Genomic DNA, 17,999 nt, shown 5'->3' with positions numbered 1-17,999 from the left:
TTCCCCTGCATCAAGTCCCGCTTTCAGCATGGTGCTACATGCCGTCCTCTTCCGGATAAAGGACGAAACTAACCTTCTTGCCCCTTTGATCATTGTTGTCTTTCCCCCCACCTTTTTCTATAATGAAAGTACATCACACGCCCGGGAGGTCACGTATGTCAAAAGAAAGTTCGTTCGATATCGTATCCAAAGTCGATTTGTCGGAAGTGGCGAACGCGATTAACATCGCCATGAAAGAAATCAAAACACGCTACGACTTCAAAGGAAGCAAAAGCGATATTTCGCTCGAGAAAGACGAGCTCGTTCTCATCTCCGACGATGAGTTTAAGCTTGAGCAGCTGAAAGATGTGCTCATCGGCAAGCTCATTAAGCGCGGGGTGGCGACGAAAAACATCCAATACGGCAAAATCGAGCCGGCATCAGGCGGCACAGTGCGCCAGCGCGCCAAGCTCGTCCAAGGGATCGACAAAGAAAACGCGAAAAAAATCACCACGATCATCAAGAACACCGGCTTGAAAGTGAAAAGCCAAGTGCAAGATGACCAAATTCGCGTCAGCGGCAAAAGCAAAGACGACTTGCAAAAGGTGATCGCCGCCATTCGCGAAGCGGATTTGCCGATTGACGTGCAGTTTGTGAACTACCGCTAAGCGGATGGGGAAAACCTCCATCCGCTTTTCTTGTTTAGTGAAACGCCTCTCGCCAAACACTGATGACAGGCTTGGAGTCCAACTGCTCAAAAAAGCATGGTGTTGACGACGACTTCACGGAAAACGCCCCTCTTTTTACACAAGCTCACGGAATCCCTGTCTTGGCGTGTATTTTTGATCGGTTTCTAATGTCACGTTAATTTTAAATATTTACATTTTTTTGTTTTTTTTGTATAATACACTTAAGTTTGAAAAAGAAAGGGGAAAGAGAATATGGGTGGAAAAAATCATAGACCAACGAAAGGACTGGCTATTACCACCGCTTTATCTGCTCAGTGCGCTTGGGCTATAGGGCAAGGCATTACTCATTTGTGGCAAGCGAATTCTGAACTAGAAAAAGCTATTATTGCTGCCACCGGTGCTACAGATGCTACTCGTTTTGTACAACCAACCGGTGATTCAGTTGCACACCTAGAAAACTCCATATCGTTTTTACAAACTGCTATTCATGATATCCATAATATTATAGAATCCTACGATGACCTCCTCAAAAAATGCGTTGAACTTGAATATAAGGGAAATCCATTAGCTTCACAAATTAATAAATGGAACCTAAAAGATAAGCTGGAAAAGAACCTATTCTTACCACCGTCACAAGAAATGTGGAAGTTAGTCTCAGGAATTATTGAACAAGATAATCTTGTGAAATATTTTGAATGGGAAAGAGATTTATTTAAAAACACAATAAATCCTTTACAGGATCTTATCAAAGTTTTGGAGACTTGCAAAGAAGTAGCAAAAGTTGACCCAGAACTTTTTGTTAAATGTGTTGAATTTAATCAAATACCTTTACGCCAATATTTCTTCCGAGTATTTAATATGTGGTGCAAAATTGATATAGCTATTGAACTTTCCACCAGTATTTCTACAGAGCTTTTCTATCGACTGGAAGGACATGGTTCTCTTACTGTGGTCCCTCCTATTCCAACAAGTGACGACATACTAAAACATGCTCCGTCTCAAGTCCCAGCGAGTTGGTAATAATCCTTTCGGGTGGTCCTCAAGATTTTTCAAGACCACCCTAGCTTATTAAATGGAAAGGGTAGAAAAAAATGATTGCCGTGCAAGACGTAAACAAAATCTATCCGCCAAACCGCCAAGTATTACATAATGTTTCCCTTGAACTGGTTGAAGGGGATCGACTTATTCTTTTAGGGCCGAATGGAGCCGGAAAAACTACTTTAATAAGATGCATCATCGGGCTTACTGCACCAGACAGCGGCAGCATCTATGTCAATGGAGTAGATGTTGTCCGCCATCCAGATGAAGCGCGCGAGTCGATTGCGGTCGTATTTGAAGAAGCTGACAACTCCTATTCTTATTTAACTGTTTTGGAAAATCTCTTATACTTCGGCTTGCTGAACAAATGGAGTCGTGCTGAAGCAAAACGAAGAGCCGAACGAATGATGGCCGTGTTGAATCTAACCCCATACGCTGAGCGTCTTACCCAAACCCTTTCACGTGGGATGAAACAAAAACTGGCATTTGCGATCGCCTTAATGAAAGGAGCGCCGTTTTTGTTCCTTGATGAGCCAACTCTTGGCCTTGATGTTGAGTCGCAACATCATATCCGAACCATGTTAACGGAAGAAAACCAATGGTGGAAAGCCGTTCTCATCACCACCCACGACATTCCTTTTGCCCACGCCGTTGGAAATAAGTTTGTCTTTATTCAAGGCGGAAAAATCGTTTGGAGCGGCACGAAAGAACATTTTTCAACTCCAGCCGACCTTGAAACTCATTTTTTGGCCGCTATTCGTTCCAACCTATCCGTCTAAGGAGGTGAGTCGGTTGCCCCTGCAAATCTTGAATGTAGTATTGGCTTCCTTTTTGAAAAAAAGAGCAGAGTATCGTCGGTATTGGTTCGATTTTACCGTTGGCCTTATCATTAAATTTGTCTTTTTTCTCGGTACGCTGTACGCAAGCCCGATACAGACCGGAAAAGAAGCGACGGTCAAACTATTCGGTTTCAGCCTTTGGTACTTAAGTGCTCATTTGATCTCGAAGCTCGGCAACACGGTGATCGAAGAAGCATATCTCGGCACGGCAGAGCAGGTACTTTCCACCAAGACTCCCCCATGGCAAGTTTTAATGGGCGTAGTGATCGCGGAAATCGCATTATCATCCGTGTGGGTAGTGCTCTTTTTCATCTGTGCGGCTTTGATGATCGGATTTTCCGAAATTCTCTCGGGAATCGGATCCATGATAACGGAGATCGTCGTATTTGGCGGCGTCAGCCTCATCGGGATGACGGGAATCGGCGTGTTGATTTTAGGGCTGTCCCTTCGCTTAAAGCAAGTGGGAGCCGTTACCGAGGTGCTGCTTTATTATTTATTAATCTTCTCAGGTTTTTTTCTATCTTCAAATTTATTGCCGACAGCGTTTCATATTCTCAACTACTTTTCTCCCCTTTCTTGGGCCGTGCAAGGAGTGAATGAAGGATGGCCCGTATTCTTTCCTGCTCTCGGCATCTCGCTATTATGGCTGGCCATGGGCTCATTAGTCTTGAAGCAACAATGGCATTGGGCGAGAAAAAACGGAAAAATCGGAAGCTACGTATAAAAGAGCGGACGTTATCCCTCACATTTCGCACCCTTTCGGCGAAAACGGATTTGTTGCGGACAGTCACGATCCGCGGCGAACCCCATTCCGTCATCGAAGCCATTGAGCGGCAAATGTACCATTATTCGTATCATATCGGGCAAATCGTCTATATCGCGAAACAGCTGAACGCAAACAACTGGAAAACACTGACCATACCAAGAAATCGAAAAACAACATAAGCAGCTTCTTATTCGAATGATCATGCAAACGCCATCCGCCCCTCAGAACCGTCAGTCGATAAAGGCGGATGGCTTTTTTTTGCAGCTTGGCGTTTCTCTACAATCATACCGATCTAAATCGTGGTCATCGTCTGGAAAGTTTCACAATGCCGACCAACAAACAAACCATCCCCACTCCCCACGCCAGCCCCGCCTTGCCAAGAAGGAGGGAGATTTCTTCAGATGCCTGCACATGGGTAAGATCAAAGGAAATCGCCTTCAGCGCAAATGAAACAGCCAGAGACAGCAACAAGAAATGGGCCAATATCCACAGAAACGCCCGCCCCTCTCGATTCTTTCGCCAAAGAAAAACGATTGTCGCAACCGCGATCAACATCACAACCGAAAAGCCGCCGATGAGCATATCCATCACATTTTCTTCCATAGGCAAATGATTGGGCAACGTTCCCACCTCCTCTTTTTCATCATATCATGTCTTTCTATTCTTCTTCCCTGCGTCCGATCCCTTCTTGTATGTGAAGCCGCCCATGGGCTTCTTCGTTCCCGCGCGCTAGGGAAGCGGCGCAACCCTTTACGCAAACGCCAAGCAGGCGCCCATCTCCCTATTGCAGAGGGCGGCGCCTGCTCTGATTGTATAGATGCAATGTAAAGCTTTAACACTTTTCGTTTTTACCGGTCATTGCATCCGACTGTCGAGTGACCGAACAACGCCGCTTCCAGACCCATGAATGGGTCTGTGAAGCGAGTCGTTGTTCGGTCTTCCGTCACGCTAAAGCGTGACGGAGGCAAGCCTGTGGCTTGCCTTCGACAGTCAAAAATGGATAAGCCACTTTTTCCGTCAAGGATATGTGAAACGATTTCGTTGCATCTATATGGTTACTTTTGCTGCATCTTAAACTGCAAAAACAGTTCGTTGTAGTAGGCGAGCATGTGTTTTCCTAAGTTTTCGTACACTTCGAGATGCCCTGCTGAATCCAAATCGGGGTAGAAGCGGCGATCGCCCGCGATGTCTTTTGGCAAATAGCGAAGCGCCTTTTTGTTCGGCGTCGAGTAGCCGACGTACTCGGCGTTTTGCGCCGCGTGTTTTGGGTCGAGCATAAAGTTGATGAACGCGTGCGCTCCTTCGATGTTTTTCGCTGTTTTCGGGATGACCATGTTGTCAAACCATAAGTTGGAGCCTTCTTTCGGCACGACATAGTCGAGCTTGTCGTTTTTGGCAATGATTTCGGCCGCGTCGCCTGACCAGACGACGCCGATGGCTGCTTCTTCATTGGCAAGCAGCAGCTTGATTTCATCGCCGACAATCGCCTTCACATTCGGCATGAGCCGATCGAGCTTCCACTTTGCTTCTTGCAAGTGAGCTTTGTTCGTGTCATTGAGGGAATAGCCGAGGCTGTTTAACGCCATCCCCATCACTTCGCGCGCTCCGTCGACAAGCAAAATTTGATTGCGCAAGTCCGGGTTCCATAAGTCGTTCCAGCTTGTGATGGTCTTGCCGCCAAGCATCTCGCGGTTGTAGACGATGCCGACCGTCCCCCAAAAATACGGCACGGAATACCGGTTGTGCGGATCAAACGGCAAGTTGAGGAACCGCGGTTCGATATATTGTAAATTCGGCAGCTTGTCGTGATCGAGCGGCAACAGCAAGTTTTCCTCGATCATTTTGCTGATGGCGTAATCGGACGGAACGGCGACGTCAAACGTTGCCCCGCCTTGGGCGATTTTCGCCATCATCGCCTCGTTGGAATCAAACGTTTGGTAAATCACTTTCCACCCTGTCTCTTTTTCAAATTCGCGAATGAGCGCGGGGTCAATGTAATCGCCCCAGTTGTAGACCGTCACCGTTTTGCCTCCGCCGTACCCTTCCGCTTCGTTCAGCCGATGAGTGACAAACATCAGGACGAACGCGGCGATAAACACGGCCGCAAATCCTTGGACAAGCCGTCTCACCTACTTTCGCCCCCCTATCCCGTACAAGCGGCCGCCTTTTCGGCTGAGCACGTAATAGCCGATGACGAGCAGCATGGTAAATAAAAACAGAAGCGTCGACAATGCGTTGATTGACAAGGAAATGCCTTGGCGCGCCCGCGAATAAATTTCCACGGACAGCGTCGAGAACCCATTTCCCGTGACAAAAAAGGTCACGGCAAAGTCATCGAGCGAATACGTGAGCGCCATGAAAAAGCCCGCCCATATGCTCGGAGCCAAAAACGGCAGCACCACACCGGACAGCACTTGCCAATGACTGGCTCCTAAATCTCTAGCCGCATCAATCAGCGTCGGGCTCATTTCCTCGAGTTTCGGCAGCACCATCAACACGACAATCGGCACGCTAAAAGCAATGTGAGACAACAGCACGGATGTAAACCCAAGCTTGATGCCGGCCACCGTAAACAGCAACAAAAACGAAGCGCCGATGATGACATCCGGACTGACGATCAACACGTTGTTGAGAGCAAGAAGGGCGTTTTTCGTCCGCTGCCGCTTGACATAGTAAATGGCGAGCGCCCCGATGACCCCGAGTATGGTCGCGACCGCCGCCGACAGCAGCGCAATGACGATTGTATTCAAAACGATGATGAGCAAGCGGTCGTCGGACAGCACGTCGCGGTACCATTTAAACGTGAACGATTGAAAATCGTGCATCGCCCCGCCGCTGTTGAACGAATAATACATCAAATACACAATCGGCGTATACATCACGGCAAACACGACTAACAAGTACACACGTCCCCACCAATGCGTCCGTTTCATCGGCTTCCCTCTTTCCTTCCGGTTCCTGTCAGGACGACGATGACCGCCATCGCGATCATTAACACAACCGCGATCGTCGCCCCCATCCCCCAATTTTGGGTGACAAGAAAATGCTGTTCAATGGCAGTGCCGAGCGTAATGACGCGGTTGCCAGCGACAAGGCGTGTAATCATAAACAGCGACAGCGCCGGGATAAACACCGCCTGGCAGCCGGCCTTCACCCCGCCAAGCGTGAGCGGGAAGACGACGCGGCGGAACGTCGTCCAAGCCGAAGCGCCCAAATCGCGGGCGGCATCGACAAGCGATGGCGGCAGCTCCTCCAGCGCGTTGAAAATCGGCAGCACCATAAACGGAATAAAAATGTACACCGACACAAAGACAAAACTGAAATCGGTGAACAACAGCTGCCGCGGCCCGACGCCCAGCGCTTTCAACAAAGCGTTGGCCAGCCCGTACGTGCCGAACAGCCCTAAAAACGCATACACCTTCAGCAGCAAATTCACCCACATCGGCAAAATAAGCAACAACAGCCATAACTGCTTGTGCCTCGTCTTTGTCAGCCAATAGGCGGTTGGATAGCCGATGAGCAGCGACACAAGCGTGATTAAAAACGCATACCAAAACGAATACGCCATCATTTTCAAATAAATGGGCGTCCACACGGATTTGTAGTTGGACAACGTCCAATGGCCGTCAAGATCCAAAAACGATTCATACACCAAAAAGACAATCGGGGCCACGACAAACAGCACAAGCCAAATGCCATAAGGGATTAAATACCAGTTCCGCCACGCCCGTTCCGTCATGCGTCCTCATCCTCCTTTTCGACTCGCATGACGTGAATCGCTTCCGGTTCAAAACGAAGGCCGACCTTTTCCCCGACTTCAGCCTTTTTCGTCGAATGGACAAGCCATTCGTTGCCGTTTTCGTCATAGCCGCAAATTTCATAATGGACACCGCGGAATAAGAGCGAATCGACGCGGATGACGATCTGCCCGTCTTCCGGCGCCGCGAGCTCCAAATCTTCCGGGCGGATGACGACATCGACCGGTTCGTTTGGCGCGAAGCCGCGGTCAACACACGCAAACTGTTTGCCGGCAAATTCGACGAGGAAATCATCGATCATGCGCCCTGACAAAATGTTCGATTCGCCAATGAAATCGGCGACGAATCGATTGACAGGCTCGTCGTAAATGTCTTTCGGCGTCCCAAACTGCTGAATTTTTCCTTTATTTAGAACAAAAATGTAATCGGACATCGCCAACGCTTCTTCTTGATCATGCGTGACAAAAATGAACGTAATCCCTAAGCGGCGCTGCAATTCACGAAGTTCGTACTGCATTTCCGTGCGCAGCTTCAAATCCAAGGCCGATAGCGGCTCATCCAAGAGCAACACTTCTGGCTCATTCACAATCGCCCGCGCAATCGCGACGCGCTGGCGCTGACCGCCGGACATCTCTTGAATGCGGCGGCGCTCATAGCCTTCCAAGTTGACAAACCGGAGCGCTTCGCTCACTTTTTGGCGGATGTGTGCTTCTTTCATCTTTTTCACGCGCAAGCCAAATGCCACGTTTTCAAACACATCGAGGTGAGGAAACAACGCATAGTCTTGAAAGACAGTGTTGACTTGCCGCTTGTTCGGCGGGACGTTTTGAATCGGCTTCCCGTGGAAATAAATCGTTCCTTCCGTCGGTTCGATAAACCCGGCAATCAGCCGCAAAATCGTCGTCTTCCCGCACCCTGACGGGCCAAGCAGCGTATAAAACTTCCCGCGCTCCATCGCAAAACTGACGTCATCCAATACGACCGTTCCGTCGTATTCCTTCGTCACTCGCTCGAAGCGGATGATCTCTTCCCCGTTCACTTCCAGCCCTCCGTCTTCTTGATGTTCACTATTCCTAATTAGAACATAGGAGAGTGGAAAGTGCAACGGAAAAATCCTTGATCACACGTATGAAAACTGAATTTTTCCTGAAGATCCCGCCGTCATTTTTCTATTTTGTCTTCATTGTTTGGACGTGTAAGCGAGATTATGCGGGAGCCAGGGAAGCGCTCTTGATGAACGTGAGAAGCAATGAGATAAGCATGTTGACGGTCGCCTTGAATCCACTCCGCCAACCGATCGCGACTTAGCCTATCAAGGGAATTGAACGGTTCATCCATCAAATACAATTCGACCGGGCGGGCTAAAGCAATCGCAATATGCAGTTTTTGTTTTGTTCCTAATGAATACTGATCCACCGGGAGCGGGAGCATCTCCTCCATTCCAAGCAGACTGCATAATTCGTTCGCTTTGCGGACGTACTGTTGATCCAGCTTCCATAAAAGCCGGAAACATTCGATATTTTCATAACCCGTCAATTTTGAAAACATGACAGTCTCGGATGTCACATAAGACAAATGAGCGCGCATGTCGGGAAGCTGAATCGGATTGCCTTTATAAAAGGCTTGATAATGCAGCTCTCCTTTATCGAGCAATCCCGAAATAATATGCAAAAGAGTCGTTTTCCCCACTCCATTGGGGCCGGTGAGAAGCACGGTCTCCCCTGAAAAAATGGAAAATGAGAACTGCTGAAAAATCGTGGCTCCCCCATCATAGCGATACGTCAAGTTTTGCAATGAAAATAACGGTTCCATCTATTTCTTCCCCTTTTCCTGCTTGGCTCTTCACCAAAAGTTGTACTTGATTTTTTCTGAACTCTATTTACGCTTGTAAGGGAAAATCAACAAATCCGTGATTTTTTCAAATCTTTGTGCAGGAAGCTGTATTGCTTGTCAAGTACATGTTGTGGTGAAGAGCCTCCTGCTTTTTAGACCCGTCTATTTTTATACATGAGACACCGTTGATTCCAACCATGCTGAGATGATGAGCAGCGCGACCGCCAGCACTAGTAAAAAGAGGATATCCCGTATATAGAGCGTTTCTTCTTCTCCTCTTGCTCTTTTTTTGACGATTTGAAGAAACCGCCATGTCTCGTACCCTAATGTACAAAACAAGATATGGCCGATGATTTCAGGAATCGCGTGAGGAAAGACACCGGTCATCAACGGCTGCATGCCATATCCTGTGGCGACTCCTCTCACGATCACGCCTAGCATTGCTGCGTTGTAACCGAGATAAAGGGTATTGGCCATTCCTAGCGTCAGCCATCCGCCAACCATCAAAATGGCTCCAACCATCAAGTTGTGGCCTAAAGTGGTCCAAAACGCCATGGAAGTCGGATGAATCGTAAGCTTTTGTGAAAAAATCACTGCTCCAAAAGCAAAACATACAATGTACACACCTAACGACAATAACATATACGGCAAATGAGTGTGAATCGCTCGTCTGATCACCGCAAATGCCTCCTCACGTGCGCCGAGCATATTGAGAACTATTCCATAATACAAGGTACAGCATCAAGACAAACAAAACGCTGTAACATGCCCAACTCCAACCTTTCAAAAGCATAAAAAAGGCAGAAAGAAGCGATGAAAAAACGGTTATGTAAATCAACAAGCGATGAAACGAATGATTTCCGGCCGCAATCACCATATACCCCGCATAATCACGCGGAGATGTCAATGCCGCCTGCTCACCGCTGGCTAAAACAAGGCAGAATACTTCATAATCGGTGCGCAAAATCCGCTTGACAACAAGCGAATAGACGGGCATCATCACCACAGCTCCCATTGCTGCCCAAAGCCCTCCACGCATCCCCAATAATCCTATGTATTCGAGAAGTAGCAATCCTACTGCCGTCATGCATGGGTAGACGCCTAATCGCTCAAGCAGCGTCCATTTCGCTTCGATTAACGGTACAAGAGGAGGTGGAGAAAGAAGACGAAACACAGTGAGACGCTCCATCTCGCTTTCAAACTGAAAAATGTCGCGAAAGACGTCGGTAATGGCCCGCAACGTCCCTGTCATGACGATATACATTTCAAACATAAACAAAAACAAAATGATCGACCCGTTATGAACAATCGGCAACAGCGCCAAATTCGCTCCTGCGACCAAAAACCATTCCCCTGGCAAAAATAGCGACCAAGGCGGTTTCGTCAACTCACGGGCTTGGCGTGTTAACAGACAAAGATCTTTATATAAAATTGCATTATTCGTGCTGCGAATTTTTAACGACTCTATGACACGTTGATGCCATGAATATAGCATGTACGCTGTCTTGTCAGAATGAGACGCACGAGTGAAAGAAAAGCAAATCAAAGCCAACAGAGCGAATCCAGCACCGATGAATGATAAAGTTGTACTTGAAAATAACCACCCTTCCCTCCAACTTGTCATGCGTTCATAAAACAGCTGTTGCCAATGAGCAACATAACCATCCATATACACAAGGTAAGAGAGCGACAACCCATACATTCGAACCGCTTGGCGGGACAATTGCAGCAACGGCACAATCGCCGCAAGCACGACATAACCAATCGCGAATGATGCCATTCGAAAGAAAAAGGCAGAAAATGCGCCTATCGCTCTAAAAGTTGAGCCACGCACTATATGCGATGTCACATAAAGAAGCAACAACATCGTATGTCCAAACCATACGAATGATGCGCCTGTGATCCCGAACATCATCATCAACCCAATGGAAGGAGGCAACCAAATCGGCAATAGCCGCAGAAGAGACACAGCATAGTGGATTTTGAGCAATCGCTGCCACACCTCGTCATCCCGCACTCCAGACAGACGCACATAATGATAATGGTATTGACGTTGCAATGCCTCTTTGGACTCAAGCAAAACTCCTATGAAAGGACTGACAGACATGAAAAAAAGAGCTCCCATAACCATAGAAGGGCGAAACAGCGTCGAGGATCGAGCACAAAAGGCTACAACCACAGCCGATGAAACAAGCCATTTCGCCGCTTCCACCAAGAACATGGTCATCTTCGGGGAAAAAGGCGATTTTCTCTGCAACGGCTCCAAACTGCTTCGTTGTCGTTGTTGATATAACAGCCATACGAGTTTCATTTCTCTTCCCCCACATTGATTTACTCATTAGGAACGGCAGGGAGTTTTTCCCCTGCCGTTTTGCCTTTTACCATGCAATCGCTGCTGCTTTTCCTCGTTCCGCCACTATTTTTTTCACCGTCGCGACAAAAGCTGACCACCCAATTTCCAAAATGGCGTCGACTCCACCTGACAAAATAGCGGTGATCCCAAGAATAATAGAAATGAGAGTGGAGCCGGTCAACACAATCGAAACAACCGTCGTCGCGATTGTCTGTGACACGCCGAGCGTCCCGGCAACAAGCGCCAGCAAACTCATAACCTATCACCTCCTTCCAGTAAATGATAATCGATCAAAACTTTTTTCAAAAACATTCTGTGTCTATCTCATCCTTCGCACTAAACGAGAATAAACCCCGCCGTAAAGCAGCACCAATACAATAAATCCTATTTTGATGGGCATGCTGGCCGCTTTTAGGCGAAAAGCAACTCCAATCAACACAACAAGCGGCAGGCTAATCAGAATAAAATACGGCCACGACCATTGTTTCACCCACTTCACTCCTGTCTGCGATGCGGTTTCTAGTAAATTCCTTGTTAATATCATCCATTTTAATTATACACCTTGACTCTAAAAAAAAAAAGAAGAGAAATCGTTCGATAATTTTATCTTTTTTTACATATTTCGACATATTTCGTGCTATTGACATGAAACAGAGATGCTTTTAAGAGATTAGTACAAGGTAAGGGAGGAGATACAATGCTTCTTTTTTATTACGTCATCCCATGTTTCCTACATCATCATATGGTATAATAATCCCAACCAACATGAAACGAATGGAGAAGGAATCCACTTGAAAAGCATCAAACCCGGCCGCGTCCCGTCGATGCAAGGGCTGTTCGGCAGCATCGCCGCTGTGTTGTTCGGCATCTTTTGGATGGTGATGACCTTCTCCATCACCGCGGACTCGCCGTTTCCCGCCGCCCGCTTTTTTCCGTTTTTCGGCCTTGTCGTCATCGCCATCGGTGTATTTCAAGCAATTTACCATTACAAAAATGCGACGGGAAAACAACGCATGTCCTTATTGGACATTGTCGTCAGCGAGGAAGAGCCCGACCCACTGAACGTCCGATTTGGAGGCAAAGAGAAAACAAACAAGTATTGCCCATACTGCGGAGAACATGTGCAGCGTGATTTTCAGTTTTGCCCCCGATGCGGGAAAGCACCGAGCCCTTGACGCGAGCCGCTCTTTTTATCTGAATCTCTTTAACTTTTGAAATTTCCTTCTTCACCGTATTGAATAATTTCGAAAAATACATTAAATTATATAGTAATCATCAAAACGTCACCGCACAATTGCATACCGGCATTCTTATCAAGAGAGGGGGAGGGAATGGCCTGGTGAACCCTCAGCAACCTGGCCGCGGCCAAGGTGCTAAATCCAGACAGGCGGAAGCCTGGAAGATAAGAAGAAGCGAACGAAAAGTCTTCTTCTTAGAAGGCTTTTTTCTTTTACTACAACGAAATGGGGGAATCAAACGTGGGGCTGCTCGATGAGTTGAAACAACGCATTCTCATCGCCGACGGAGCGATGGGGACGCTGTTATATTCGCATGGCGTCGACCGTTGTTTTGAAGAATTGAATCTATCGAATCCAGACGAAATCATTCATATTCATGAAGCGTATATCGCCGCGGGCGCCGATGTCATTCAGACGAATACATACGGCGCCAACTATGTGAAACTCGCCCGCTACGGCCTTGAAGATGAGGTGCCGGCCATCAACCGCGCGGCGGTGCGGCTCGCCAGGCAAGCGGCGAACGGGCGGGCATACGTGCTCGGAACGATCGGGGGGCTGCGCACGTTAAACAAAAGCGTCGTCACGCTTGAAGAAGTGAAACGGACGTTTCGCGAGCAGCTGTTTGTCCTGATGGCTGAAGGAGTCGACGGCGTGCTGCTCGAGACGTATTACGATTTGGAAGAGTTGGAGACGGTGCTTGCCATCGCCCGCAAAGAGACCGACTTGCCGATTATCGCTCACGTCTCGCTCCATGAAGTCGGCGTCTTGCAAGATGGCACGCCGCTCGCGGACGCCCTTATCCGCCTGGAGGCGCTCGGGGCCGATGTCGTCGGACTGAACTGTCGTCTCGGTCCATATCATATGCTTCGGTCGCTCGAGGAAGTGCCGCTGCCGAAGCAGGCGTTTTTGTCGGCGTATCCGAATGCGAGCCTCCCGGATTACCGCGATGGCCGGCTTGTCTATGAGACGAACGCTGAATATTTCGAGGAAACAGCCAAAGCGTTCCGCGACCAAGGGGTGCGCTTGATCGGCGGGTGCTGCGGCACGACGCCGAAACATATTGAGGCAATGGCAAAGGCGCTCGCCGACCGGACGCCGGTGACGGAAAAAACGGTGAAGCGGCGCACGGCATCTGTATCGGTGCAAGCCGATCGGCCCGCGCCGACTCCGCTTCCCGAGCTCGCCCGCACGTACCGCTCGGTCATTGTGGAGCTAGATCCGCCGAAGCAACTCGGCATTGACAAGTTTCTTGCTGGGGCGAAAGCGCTCCATGACGCCGGCATCGATGCGCTGACGTTGGCCGACAACTCGCTCGCCACGCCGCGCATCAGCAACGCCGCTGTCGCCACGATCATCAAGGAGCAACTCGGCATCCGCCCGCTTGTGCATATTACATGCCGCGATCGCAATTTGATCGGCTTACAGTCGCATTTGATGGGCTTGCATACGCTCGGCATCACCGACGTGCTCGCCATTACCGGCGACCCGTCGAAAATCGGCGACTTCCCAGGAGCAACGTCGGTGTATGATTTATCATCGTTCGATTTGATCCGCTTGATCCGCCAGTTTAACGAAGGGCTGTCGTACTCGGGCAAACCGCTTGGGCAAAAAACGAACTTCTCGATCGGCGCTGCGTTCAACCCGAACGTCCGCCATTTGGATAAAGCAGTTGAGCGAATGGAGAAAAAAATTCAATGCGGCGCCCACTATTTCTTGACCCAGCCGATTTACTCGGAAGAGAAAATCGTTGAAGTGTACGAAGCAACCAAGCATCTTGACACGCCGATTTACATCGGCATTATGCCGCTTGTGAGCGCGCGCAACGCCGACTTTTTGCATCATGAAGTGCCGGGCATTACGCTCTCTGACGAGATTCGCGCCCGCATGGCCGCCTGCGGCAGCGACCCGGTGCAAGCAGCCAAGGAAGGCATCGCTATCGCCAAATCGCTCATTGACGCTGCGTTTGATTTGTTTAACGGCATTTATTTGATCACGCCGTTCTTGCGCTATGACATGACAGTCGAGCTCGTCCGCTACATTCACGAAAAAGAAGCGGCCGCCAAAGAAAGGAAGGTTGTTCATGGCTAACGTCACCTTAGAACAGCAGCTGCAAAGAAAAATTCTTGTCATCGATGGCGCCATGGGCACGATGATCCAAAGAGCCAACCTATCGGCCGTCGACTTTGGCGGCGAGGCGTATGAAGGGTGCAACGAATATTTGACCCTCACCGCCCCGCATATCATCCGCCGCATTCATGAAGCGTACCTAGAAGCCGGTGCTGATATCATTGAAACGAACACGTTCGGAGCGACACGCATCGTGCTTGACGAATATGGCCTCGGTCATTTGGCGCTTGAGCTGAACATCGAAGCGGCCAAACTCGCCAAACAAACGGCTGAGTCGTTCTCCACCCCGGACTGGCCGCGCTTTGTCGCCGGTTCGATGGGGCCGACGACGAAAACGTTGTCGGTGACAGGCGGCGCAACGTTTGAAGAACTCGTCGCCGCCTACGAAGAACAAGCGCGCGGACTGCTCTTAGGAGGCGTCGACCTTCTCCTACTCGAGACGTGCCAAGATACGCTGAATGTCAAAGCCGGTTTTCTCGGCATTTCGAAGGCGTTTGAAGCGGTCGGTCGCCGCGTGCCGCTCATGATTTCCGGCACGATCGAACCGATGGGCACGACACTCGCCGGGCAGGCGATCGATGCGTTTTTCATCTCGGTGCGCCATATGAAGCCGATCGCCGTCGGCTTAAACTGCGCGACAGGCCCCGAGTTTATGACCGACCATTTGCGCACGCTCGCCTCGCTCGCTGACACGGCGGTCAGCTGCTACCCGAACGCCGGTCTGCCGGATGAGGAAGGCCGCTACCATGAAACGCCGGAGATGTTGGCAGAGAAAATCCGCCGCTTTGCCGAAAAGGGATGGATCAACATCGTCGGCGGGTGTTGCGGTACGACGCCGGATCATATCCGCGCCATTGCCGAAGCGGTGCGTGATCTCCCGCCGCGGGCGATCCCGTCTTCGTTTGATGTCCACGCCGTTTCCGGCATCGAGGCGCTCATCTATGATGAAACGATGCGCCCGCTCTTTGTCGGCGAGCGGACAAACGTGATCGGCTCGCGCAAATTCAAACGCCTCATCGCCGAAGGGAAATACGAAGAAGCGGCGGAAATCGCCCGCGCCCAAGTGAAAAACGGCGCCCATGTCATCGACATTTGCCTCGCCGACCCAGACCGCGACGAACTCCATGACATGGAACAGTTCGTCCGCGAAGTCGTGAAAAAAGTGAAAGTGCCGCTTGTCATCGATTCGACCGACGAGCGCGTCATTGAACGCGCCCTCACCTACTCGCAAGGGAAAGCGATCATCAATTCGATCAACTTGGAAGACGGCGAGGAGCGGTTTGCGAAAGTCGTTCCTCTCTTGCACAAATACGGCGCCGCTGTCGTCGTCGGCACGATCGATGAACAAGGGATGGCGGTCACCGCCGAACGGAAGCTGGAAATTGCCTTGCGTTCGTATGACTTGCTCGTTAACCGCTACGGGGTGCCGGCGCGCGACATCATTTTCGATCCGCTCGTCTTCCCGGTCGGCACCGGTGATGAGCAATACATCGGCGCGGCGAATGAAACGATCAAAGGCATCCGCCTCATTAAAGAGCGGCTGCCTCATTGCTTGACGATGCTCGGCATCAGCAACGTCTCGTTCGGCTTGCCGCCGGCCGGGCGCGAGGTGCTCAACTCCGTCTTTTTGTACCGTTGCACGCAAGCTGGGCTCGATTATGCGATCGTCAACACTGAGAAGCTTGAGCGGTTCGCCTCGATTCCGGAAGAGGAAGTGCGGATGGCCGAAGCGCTTTTGTTTGACACGAGCGATGAAACATTAAACACCTTTATCGAATTTTACCGAAGCAAAATCACCGCCGCCAAGCCGGCTGAGGAGAACTTGAGCCTTGAAGAGCGGCTCGCCCGCTACGTCATTGAAGGGTCGAAAGACGGGCTCATTCCCGATTTAGAGAAGGCGCTTGAGACCTACTCCGATCCGCTGTCGATCATCAACGGTCCGCTTATGGCCGGCATGGATGAAGTCGGGCGGCTGTTCAACAACAACCAGCTCATCGTCGCTGAAGTATTGCAAAGCGCGGAAGTGATGAAAGCAGCGGTCGCCTTTTTAGAGCCGTATATGGAAAAGAAAGAAGGAAGCACAAAAGGAAAAGTCATTCTCGCCACCGTCAAAGGCGATGTGCATGATATCGGCAAAAACTTGGTCGACATCATTTTAAGCAACAACGGCTACGAGGTGATCGACCTCGGCATTAAAGTCGCTCCGCAGCAACTCATTGAAGCGGTGCGCGAACATCAGCCCGACATCATCGGGTTGTCGGGCTTGCTTGTCAAATCGGCCCAACAGATGGTCGTCACCGCCCAAGATTTGCGGCAAGCCGGCATCTCAACGCCCATTTTAGTCGGCGGCGCCGCCTTGACGCGCAAATTTACCGAAAACAAAATCGCACCCGAATACGACGGCGTCGTCCTGTACGCGAAAGACGCCATGGACGGGCTTGCCCTTGCCAACCAAATCCAGCAGGGCGAGATTGACTACAAGAAAAAAGAAACGGCCGAAAGCGAGCCGACGCGGCCAACAGCCGTTGCCGCAACGGTCAAATCGAACGTCTCGACCGACGTTCCCGTCTACATCCCGGCCGATCTCGAGCGCCACGTGCTGCGAAACGTGCCGCTTGACCACATTTTGCCGTACGTCAACTGGCAAATGGTGCTCGGCCACCACCTCGGCTTGAAAGGAAAAGTGAAACGGCTGCTTGAAGAGAAAGACGAAAAAGCGTTGGCGTTAAAAGCGGTCGTCGACGAACTCGTTGCCGAAGCGAAAGAACGCGGCTGGATTCAGCCCGCCGGCGTCTACCGCTTCTTCCCTGCACAAAGCGACGGCAACCGCGTCTACGTTTACGATCCGGTTGATCGCAAAACCGTGCTCGAGACGTTCGACTTCCCGCGCCAACCGCGGGCGCCGTATCTTTGCCTCGCCGATTATTTGAAATCGAAAGAAAGCGGCGAAATGGATTACGTCGGCTTGTTCGCCGTCACGGCCGGGCATGGCGTCCACGAACTCGCCCAGCGCTGGAAGGAAGAAGGCGAATTTTTGAAAAGCCATGCCATCCAAGCGTTGGCGCTCGAGATTGCCGAAGGGTTCGCCGAACGAATCCATCAAATTATGCGCGACCGCTGGGGCTTCCCGGACGACCCGGATTTCACGATGGAAGAGCGCTTCGCCGCCAAATACCAGGGCCAGCGCTACTCGTTCGGCTACCCGGCCTGTCCGAACTTGGAAGACCAGGAGAAACTGTTCCGTCTGCTTCATCCAGAAGACATCGGCATCCGCCTCACCGACGGCTATATGATGGAACCCGAAGCATCGGTTTCGGCGATCGTCTTCGCCCATCCGGAAGCGCGGTATTTCAATGTGTTATAAGCAGGAAACGAGCTG

General features: G+C 50.2%; 18 protein-coding genes and 1 riboswitch. Of the genes, 8 read left to right on the top strand and 10 right to left on the bottom strand.

All coding sequences use genetic code 11. The features are described 5' to 3' along the window. Positions 1–155 precede the first annotated feature (155 nt). The 5 genes from NSQ51_RS03655 to NSQ51_RS03635 all read left to right on the top strand — a co-directional run bounded on the left by NSQ51_RS03655 (position 156) and on the right by NSQ51_RS03635 (position 3,490). Positions 156–647, top strand: a complete 492-nt coding sequence (locus NSQ51_RS03655; protein WP_014195072.1) for a YajQ family cyclic di-GMP-binding protein — start codon at positions 156–158, stop codon at positions 645–647. A 273-nt stretch (positions 648–920) separates the two neighbouring features. Continuing rightward, the gene (locus NSQ51_RS03650; RefSeq protein ID WP_049624318.1) at positions 921–1,688 is read left to right on the top strand and encodes a hypothetical protein; all 768 of its coding nucleotides are present in this window, start codon (positions 921–923) and stop codon (positions 1,686–1,688) included. Between the two features lie 71 nt (positions 1,689–1,759). Beyond that, on the top strand, positions 1,760–2,485 hold the full coding sequence (locus NSQ51_RS03645) for an ABC transporter ATP-binding protein (RefSeq protein WP_011230240.1): 726 nt from the start codon (positions 1,760–1,762) through the stop codon (positions 2,483–2,485). Positions 2,486–2,489: 4 nt separating this feature from the next. Continuing rightward, on the top strand, positions 2,490–3,269 hold the full coding sequence (locus NSQ51_RS03640; protein WP_231107675.1) for an ABC transporter permease: 780 nt from the start codon (positions 2,490–2,492) through the stop codon (positions 3,267–3,269). Then, entirely contained in the window at positions 3,188–3,490 is a 303-nt protein-coding gene (locus tag NSQ51_RS03635; protein WP_328092000.1) for a DUF1572 family protein, read from the top strand. The genes NSQ51_RS03640 and NSQ51_RS03635 overlap by 82 nt, the downstream gene beginning before the upstream one ends. A gap of 124 nt (positions 3,491–3,614) precedes the next feature. Here the strand turns inward: NSQ51_RS03635 and NSQ51_RS03630 are convergent, their stop codons facing one another. The 10 genes from NSQ51_RS03630 to NSQ51_RS03585 all read right to left on the bottom strand — a co-directional run bounded on the left by NSQ51_RS03630 (position 3,615) and on the right by NSQ51_RS03585 (position 11,745). After that, positions 3,615–3,932, bottom strand: a complete 318-nt coding sequence (locus NSQ51_RS03630) for a hypothetical protein (protein ID WP_121650062.1) — start codon at positions 3,930–3,932, stop codon at positions 3,615–3,617. A gap of 434 nt (positions 3,933–4,366) precedes the next feature. Beyond that, positions 4,367–5,440 carry an ABC transporter substrate-binding protein gene (locus tag NSQ51_RS03625; protein ID WP_064213677.1) on the bottom strand — a complete coding sequence of 358 codons (1,074 nt, stop codon included), beginning with the start codon at positions 5,438–5,440 and terminating at the stop codon, positions 4,367–4,369. Then, positions 5,441–6,244: an ABC transporter permease gene (locus NSQ51_RS03620; protein ID WP_064213676.1), complete on the bottom strand. Its 804-nt coding sequence runs from the start codon at positions 6,242–6,244 to the stop codon at positions 5,441–5,443. Next, positions 6,241–7,050, bottom strand: a complete 810-nt coding sequence (locus tag NSQ51_RS03615) for an ABC transporter permease (protein WP_064213675.1) — start codon at positions 7,048–7,050, stop codon at positions 6,241–6,243. Before NSQ51_RS03615 ends, NSQ51_RS03620 begins: the two co-directional genes overlap by 4 nt. Next, positions 7,047–8,108 (bottom strand): ABC transporter ATP-binding protein, encoded by a 1,062-nt coding sequence (locus tag NSQ51_RS03610; protein WP_121650063.1) that lies wholly within the window; start codon positions 8,106–8,108, stop codon positions 7,047–7,049. The genes NSQ51_RS03615 and NSQ51_RS03610 overlap by 4 nt, the downstream gene beginning before the upstream one ends. A 122-nt stretch (positions 8,109–8,230) precedes the next feature. After that, positions 8,231–8,881 carry an ABC transporter ATP-binding protein gene (locus tag NSQ51_RS03605; RefSeq protein WP_011230225.1) on the bottom strand — a complete coding sequence of 217 codons (651 nt, stop codon included), beginning with the start codon at positions 8,879–8,881 and terminating at the stop codon, positions 8,231–8,233. A gap of 189 nt (positions 8,882–9,070) precedes the next feature. Then, on the bottom strand, positions 9,071–9,580 hold the full coding sequence (locus NSQ51_RS03600) for a stage II sporulation protein M (RefSeq protein ID WP_011230224.1): 510 nt from the start codon (positions 9,578–9,580) through the stop codon (positions 9,071–9,073). 13 nt (positions 9,581–9,593) lie between these two features. Next, positions 9,594–11,213, bottom strand: a complete 1,620-nt coding sequence (locus NSQ51_RS03595; protein ID WP_064213673.1) for a hypothetical protein — start codon at positions 11,211–11,213, stop codon at positions 9,594–9,596. Positions 11,214–11,280: 67 nt separating this feature from the next. Further along, positions 11,281–11,511, bottom strand: a complete 231-nt coding sequence (locus NSQ51_RS03590) for an uberolysin/carnocyclin family circular bacteriocin (protein WP_050368312.1) — start codon at positions 11,509–11,511, stop codon at positions 11,281–11,283. 63 nt (positions 11,512–11,574) lie between these two features. Beyond that, positions 11,575–11,745: a hypothetical protein gene (locus NSQ51_RS03585; protein ID WP_015374078.1), complete on the bottom strand. Its 171-nt coding sequence runs from the start codon at positions 11,743–11,745 to the stop codon at positions 11,575–11,577. A gap of 301 nt (positions 11,746–12,046) precedes the next feature. Between NSQ51_RS03585 and NSQ51_RS03580 the strand changes: the two genes are divergently transcribed. From NSQ51_RS03580 to metH, 3 genes are all read left to right on the top strand, one after another. Next, positions 12,047–12,430 carry a zinc-ribbon domain-containing protein gene (locus NSQ51_RS03580; RefSeq protein ID WP_033013797.1) on the top strand — a complete coding sequence of 128 codons (384 nt, stop codon included), beginning with the start codon at positions 12,047–12,049 and terminating at the stop codon, positions 12,428–12,430. A gap of 132 nt (positions 12,431–12,562) precedes the next feature. Then, positions 12,563–12,664: riboswitch (SAM riboswitch) on the top strand. 69 nt (positions 12,665–12,733) lie between these two features. Beyond that, positions 12,734–14,581, top strand: a complete 1,848-nt coding sequence (locus NSQ51_RS03575) for a bifunctional homocysteine S-methyltransferase/methylenetetrahydrofolate reductase (protein WP_121650064.1) — start codon at positions 12,734–12,736, stop codon at positions 14,579–14,581. Continuing rightward, positions 14,574–17,984: a methionine synthase gene (metH, locus tag NSQ51_RS03570; RefSeq protein WP_121650065.1), complete on the top strand. Its 3,411-nt coding sequence runs from the start codon at positions 14,574–14,576 to the stop codon at positions 17,982–17,984. Before NSQ51_RS03575 ends, metH begins: the two co-directional genes overlap by 8 nt. Positions 17,985–17,999: the final 15 nt, after the last annotated feature.

It is taken from the genome of Geobacillus sp. FSL K6-0789, assembly GCF_038593135.1.
Taxonomy (GTDB): domain Bacteria; phylum Bacillota; class Bacilli; order Bacillales; family Anoxybacillaceae; genus Geobacillus; species Geobacillus stearothermophilus.
This window is presented reverse-complemented; position numbering and strand designations above follow the sequence as displayed.

Bases quoted from the DNA above. Each gene is read 5' to 3' on its own strand.
- NSQ51_RS03655 (WP_014195072.1), top strand. From the start codon at position 156: ATGTCAAAAGAAAGTTCGTTCGATATCGTATCCAAAGTCGATTTGTCG.
- NSQ51_RS03650 (WP_049624318.1), top strand. From the start codon at position 921: ATGGGTGGAAAAAATCATAGACCAACGAAAGGACTGGCTATTACCACC.
- NSQ51_RS03645 (WP_011230240.1), top strand. From the start codon at position 1,760: ATGATTGCCGTGCAAGACGTAAACAAAATCTATCCGCCAAACCGCCAA.
- NSQ51_RS03635 (WP_328092000.1), top strand. From the start codon at position 3,188: ATGGCTGGCCATGGGCTCATTAGTCTTGAAGCAACAATGGCATTGGGC.
- NSQ51_RS03620 (WP_064213676.1), bottom strand. From the start codon at position 6,244: ATGAAACGGACGCATTGGTGGGGACGTGTGTACTTGTTAGTCGTGTTT.
- NSQ51_RS03615 (WP_064213675.1), bottom strand. From the start codon at position 7,050: ATGACGGAACGGGCGTGGCGGAACTGGTATTTAATCCCTTATGGCATT.
- NSQ51_RS03605 (WP_011230225.1), bottom strand. From the start codon at position 8,881: ATGGAACCGTTATTTTCATTGCAAAACTTGACGTATCGCTATGATGGG.
- NSQ51_RS03595 (WP_064213673.1), bottom strand. From the start codon at position 11,213: ATGAAACTCGTATGGCTGTTATATCAACAACGACAACGAAGCAGTTTG.
- NSQ51_RS03590 (WP_050368312.1), bottom strand. From the start codon at position 11,511: ATGAGTTTGCTGGCGCTTGTTGCCGGGACGCTCGGCGTGTCACAGACA.
- metH (WP_121650065.1), top strand. From the start codon at position 14,574: ATGGCTAACGTCACCTTAGAACAGCAGCTGCAAAGAAAAATTCTTGTC.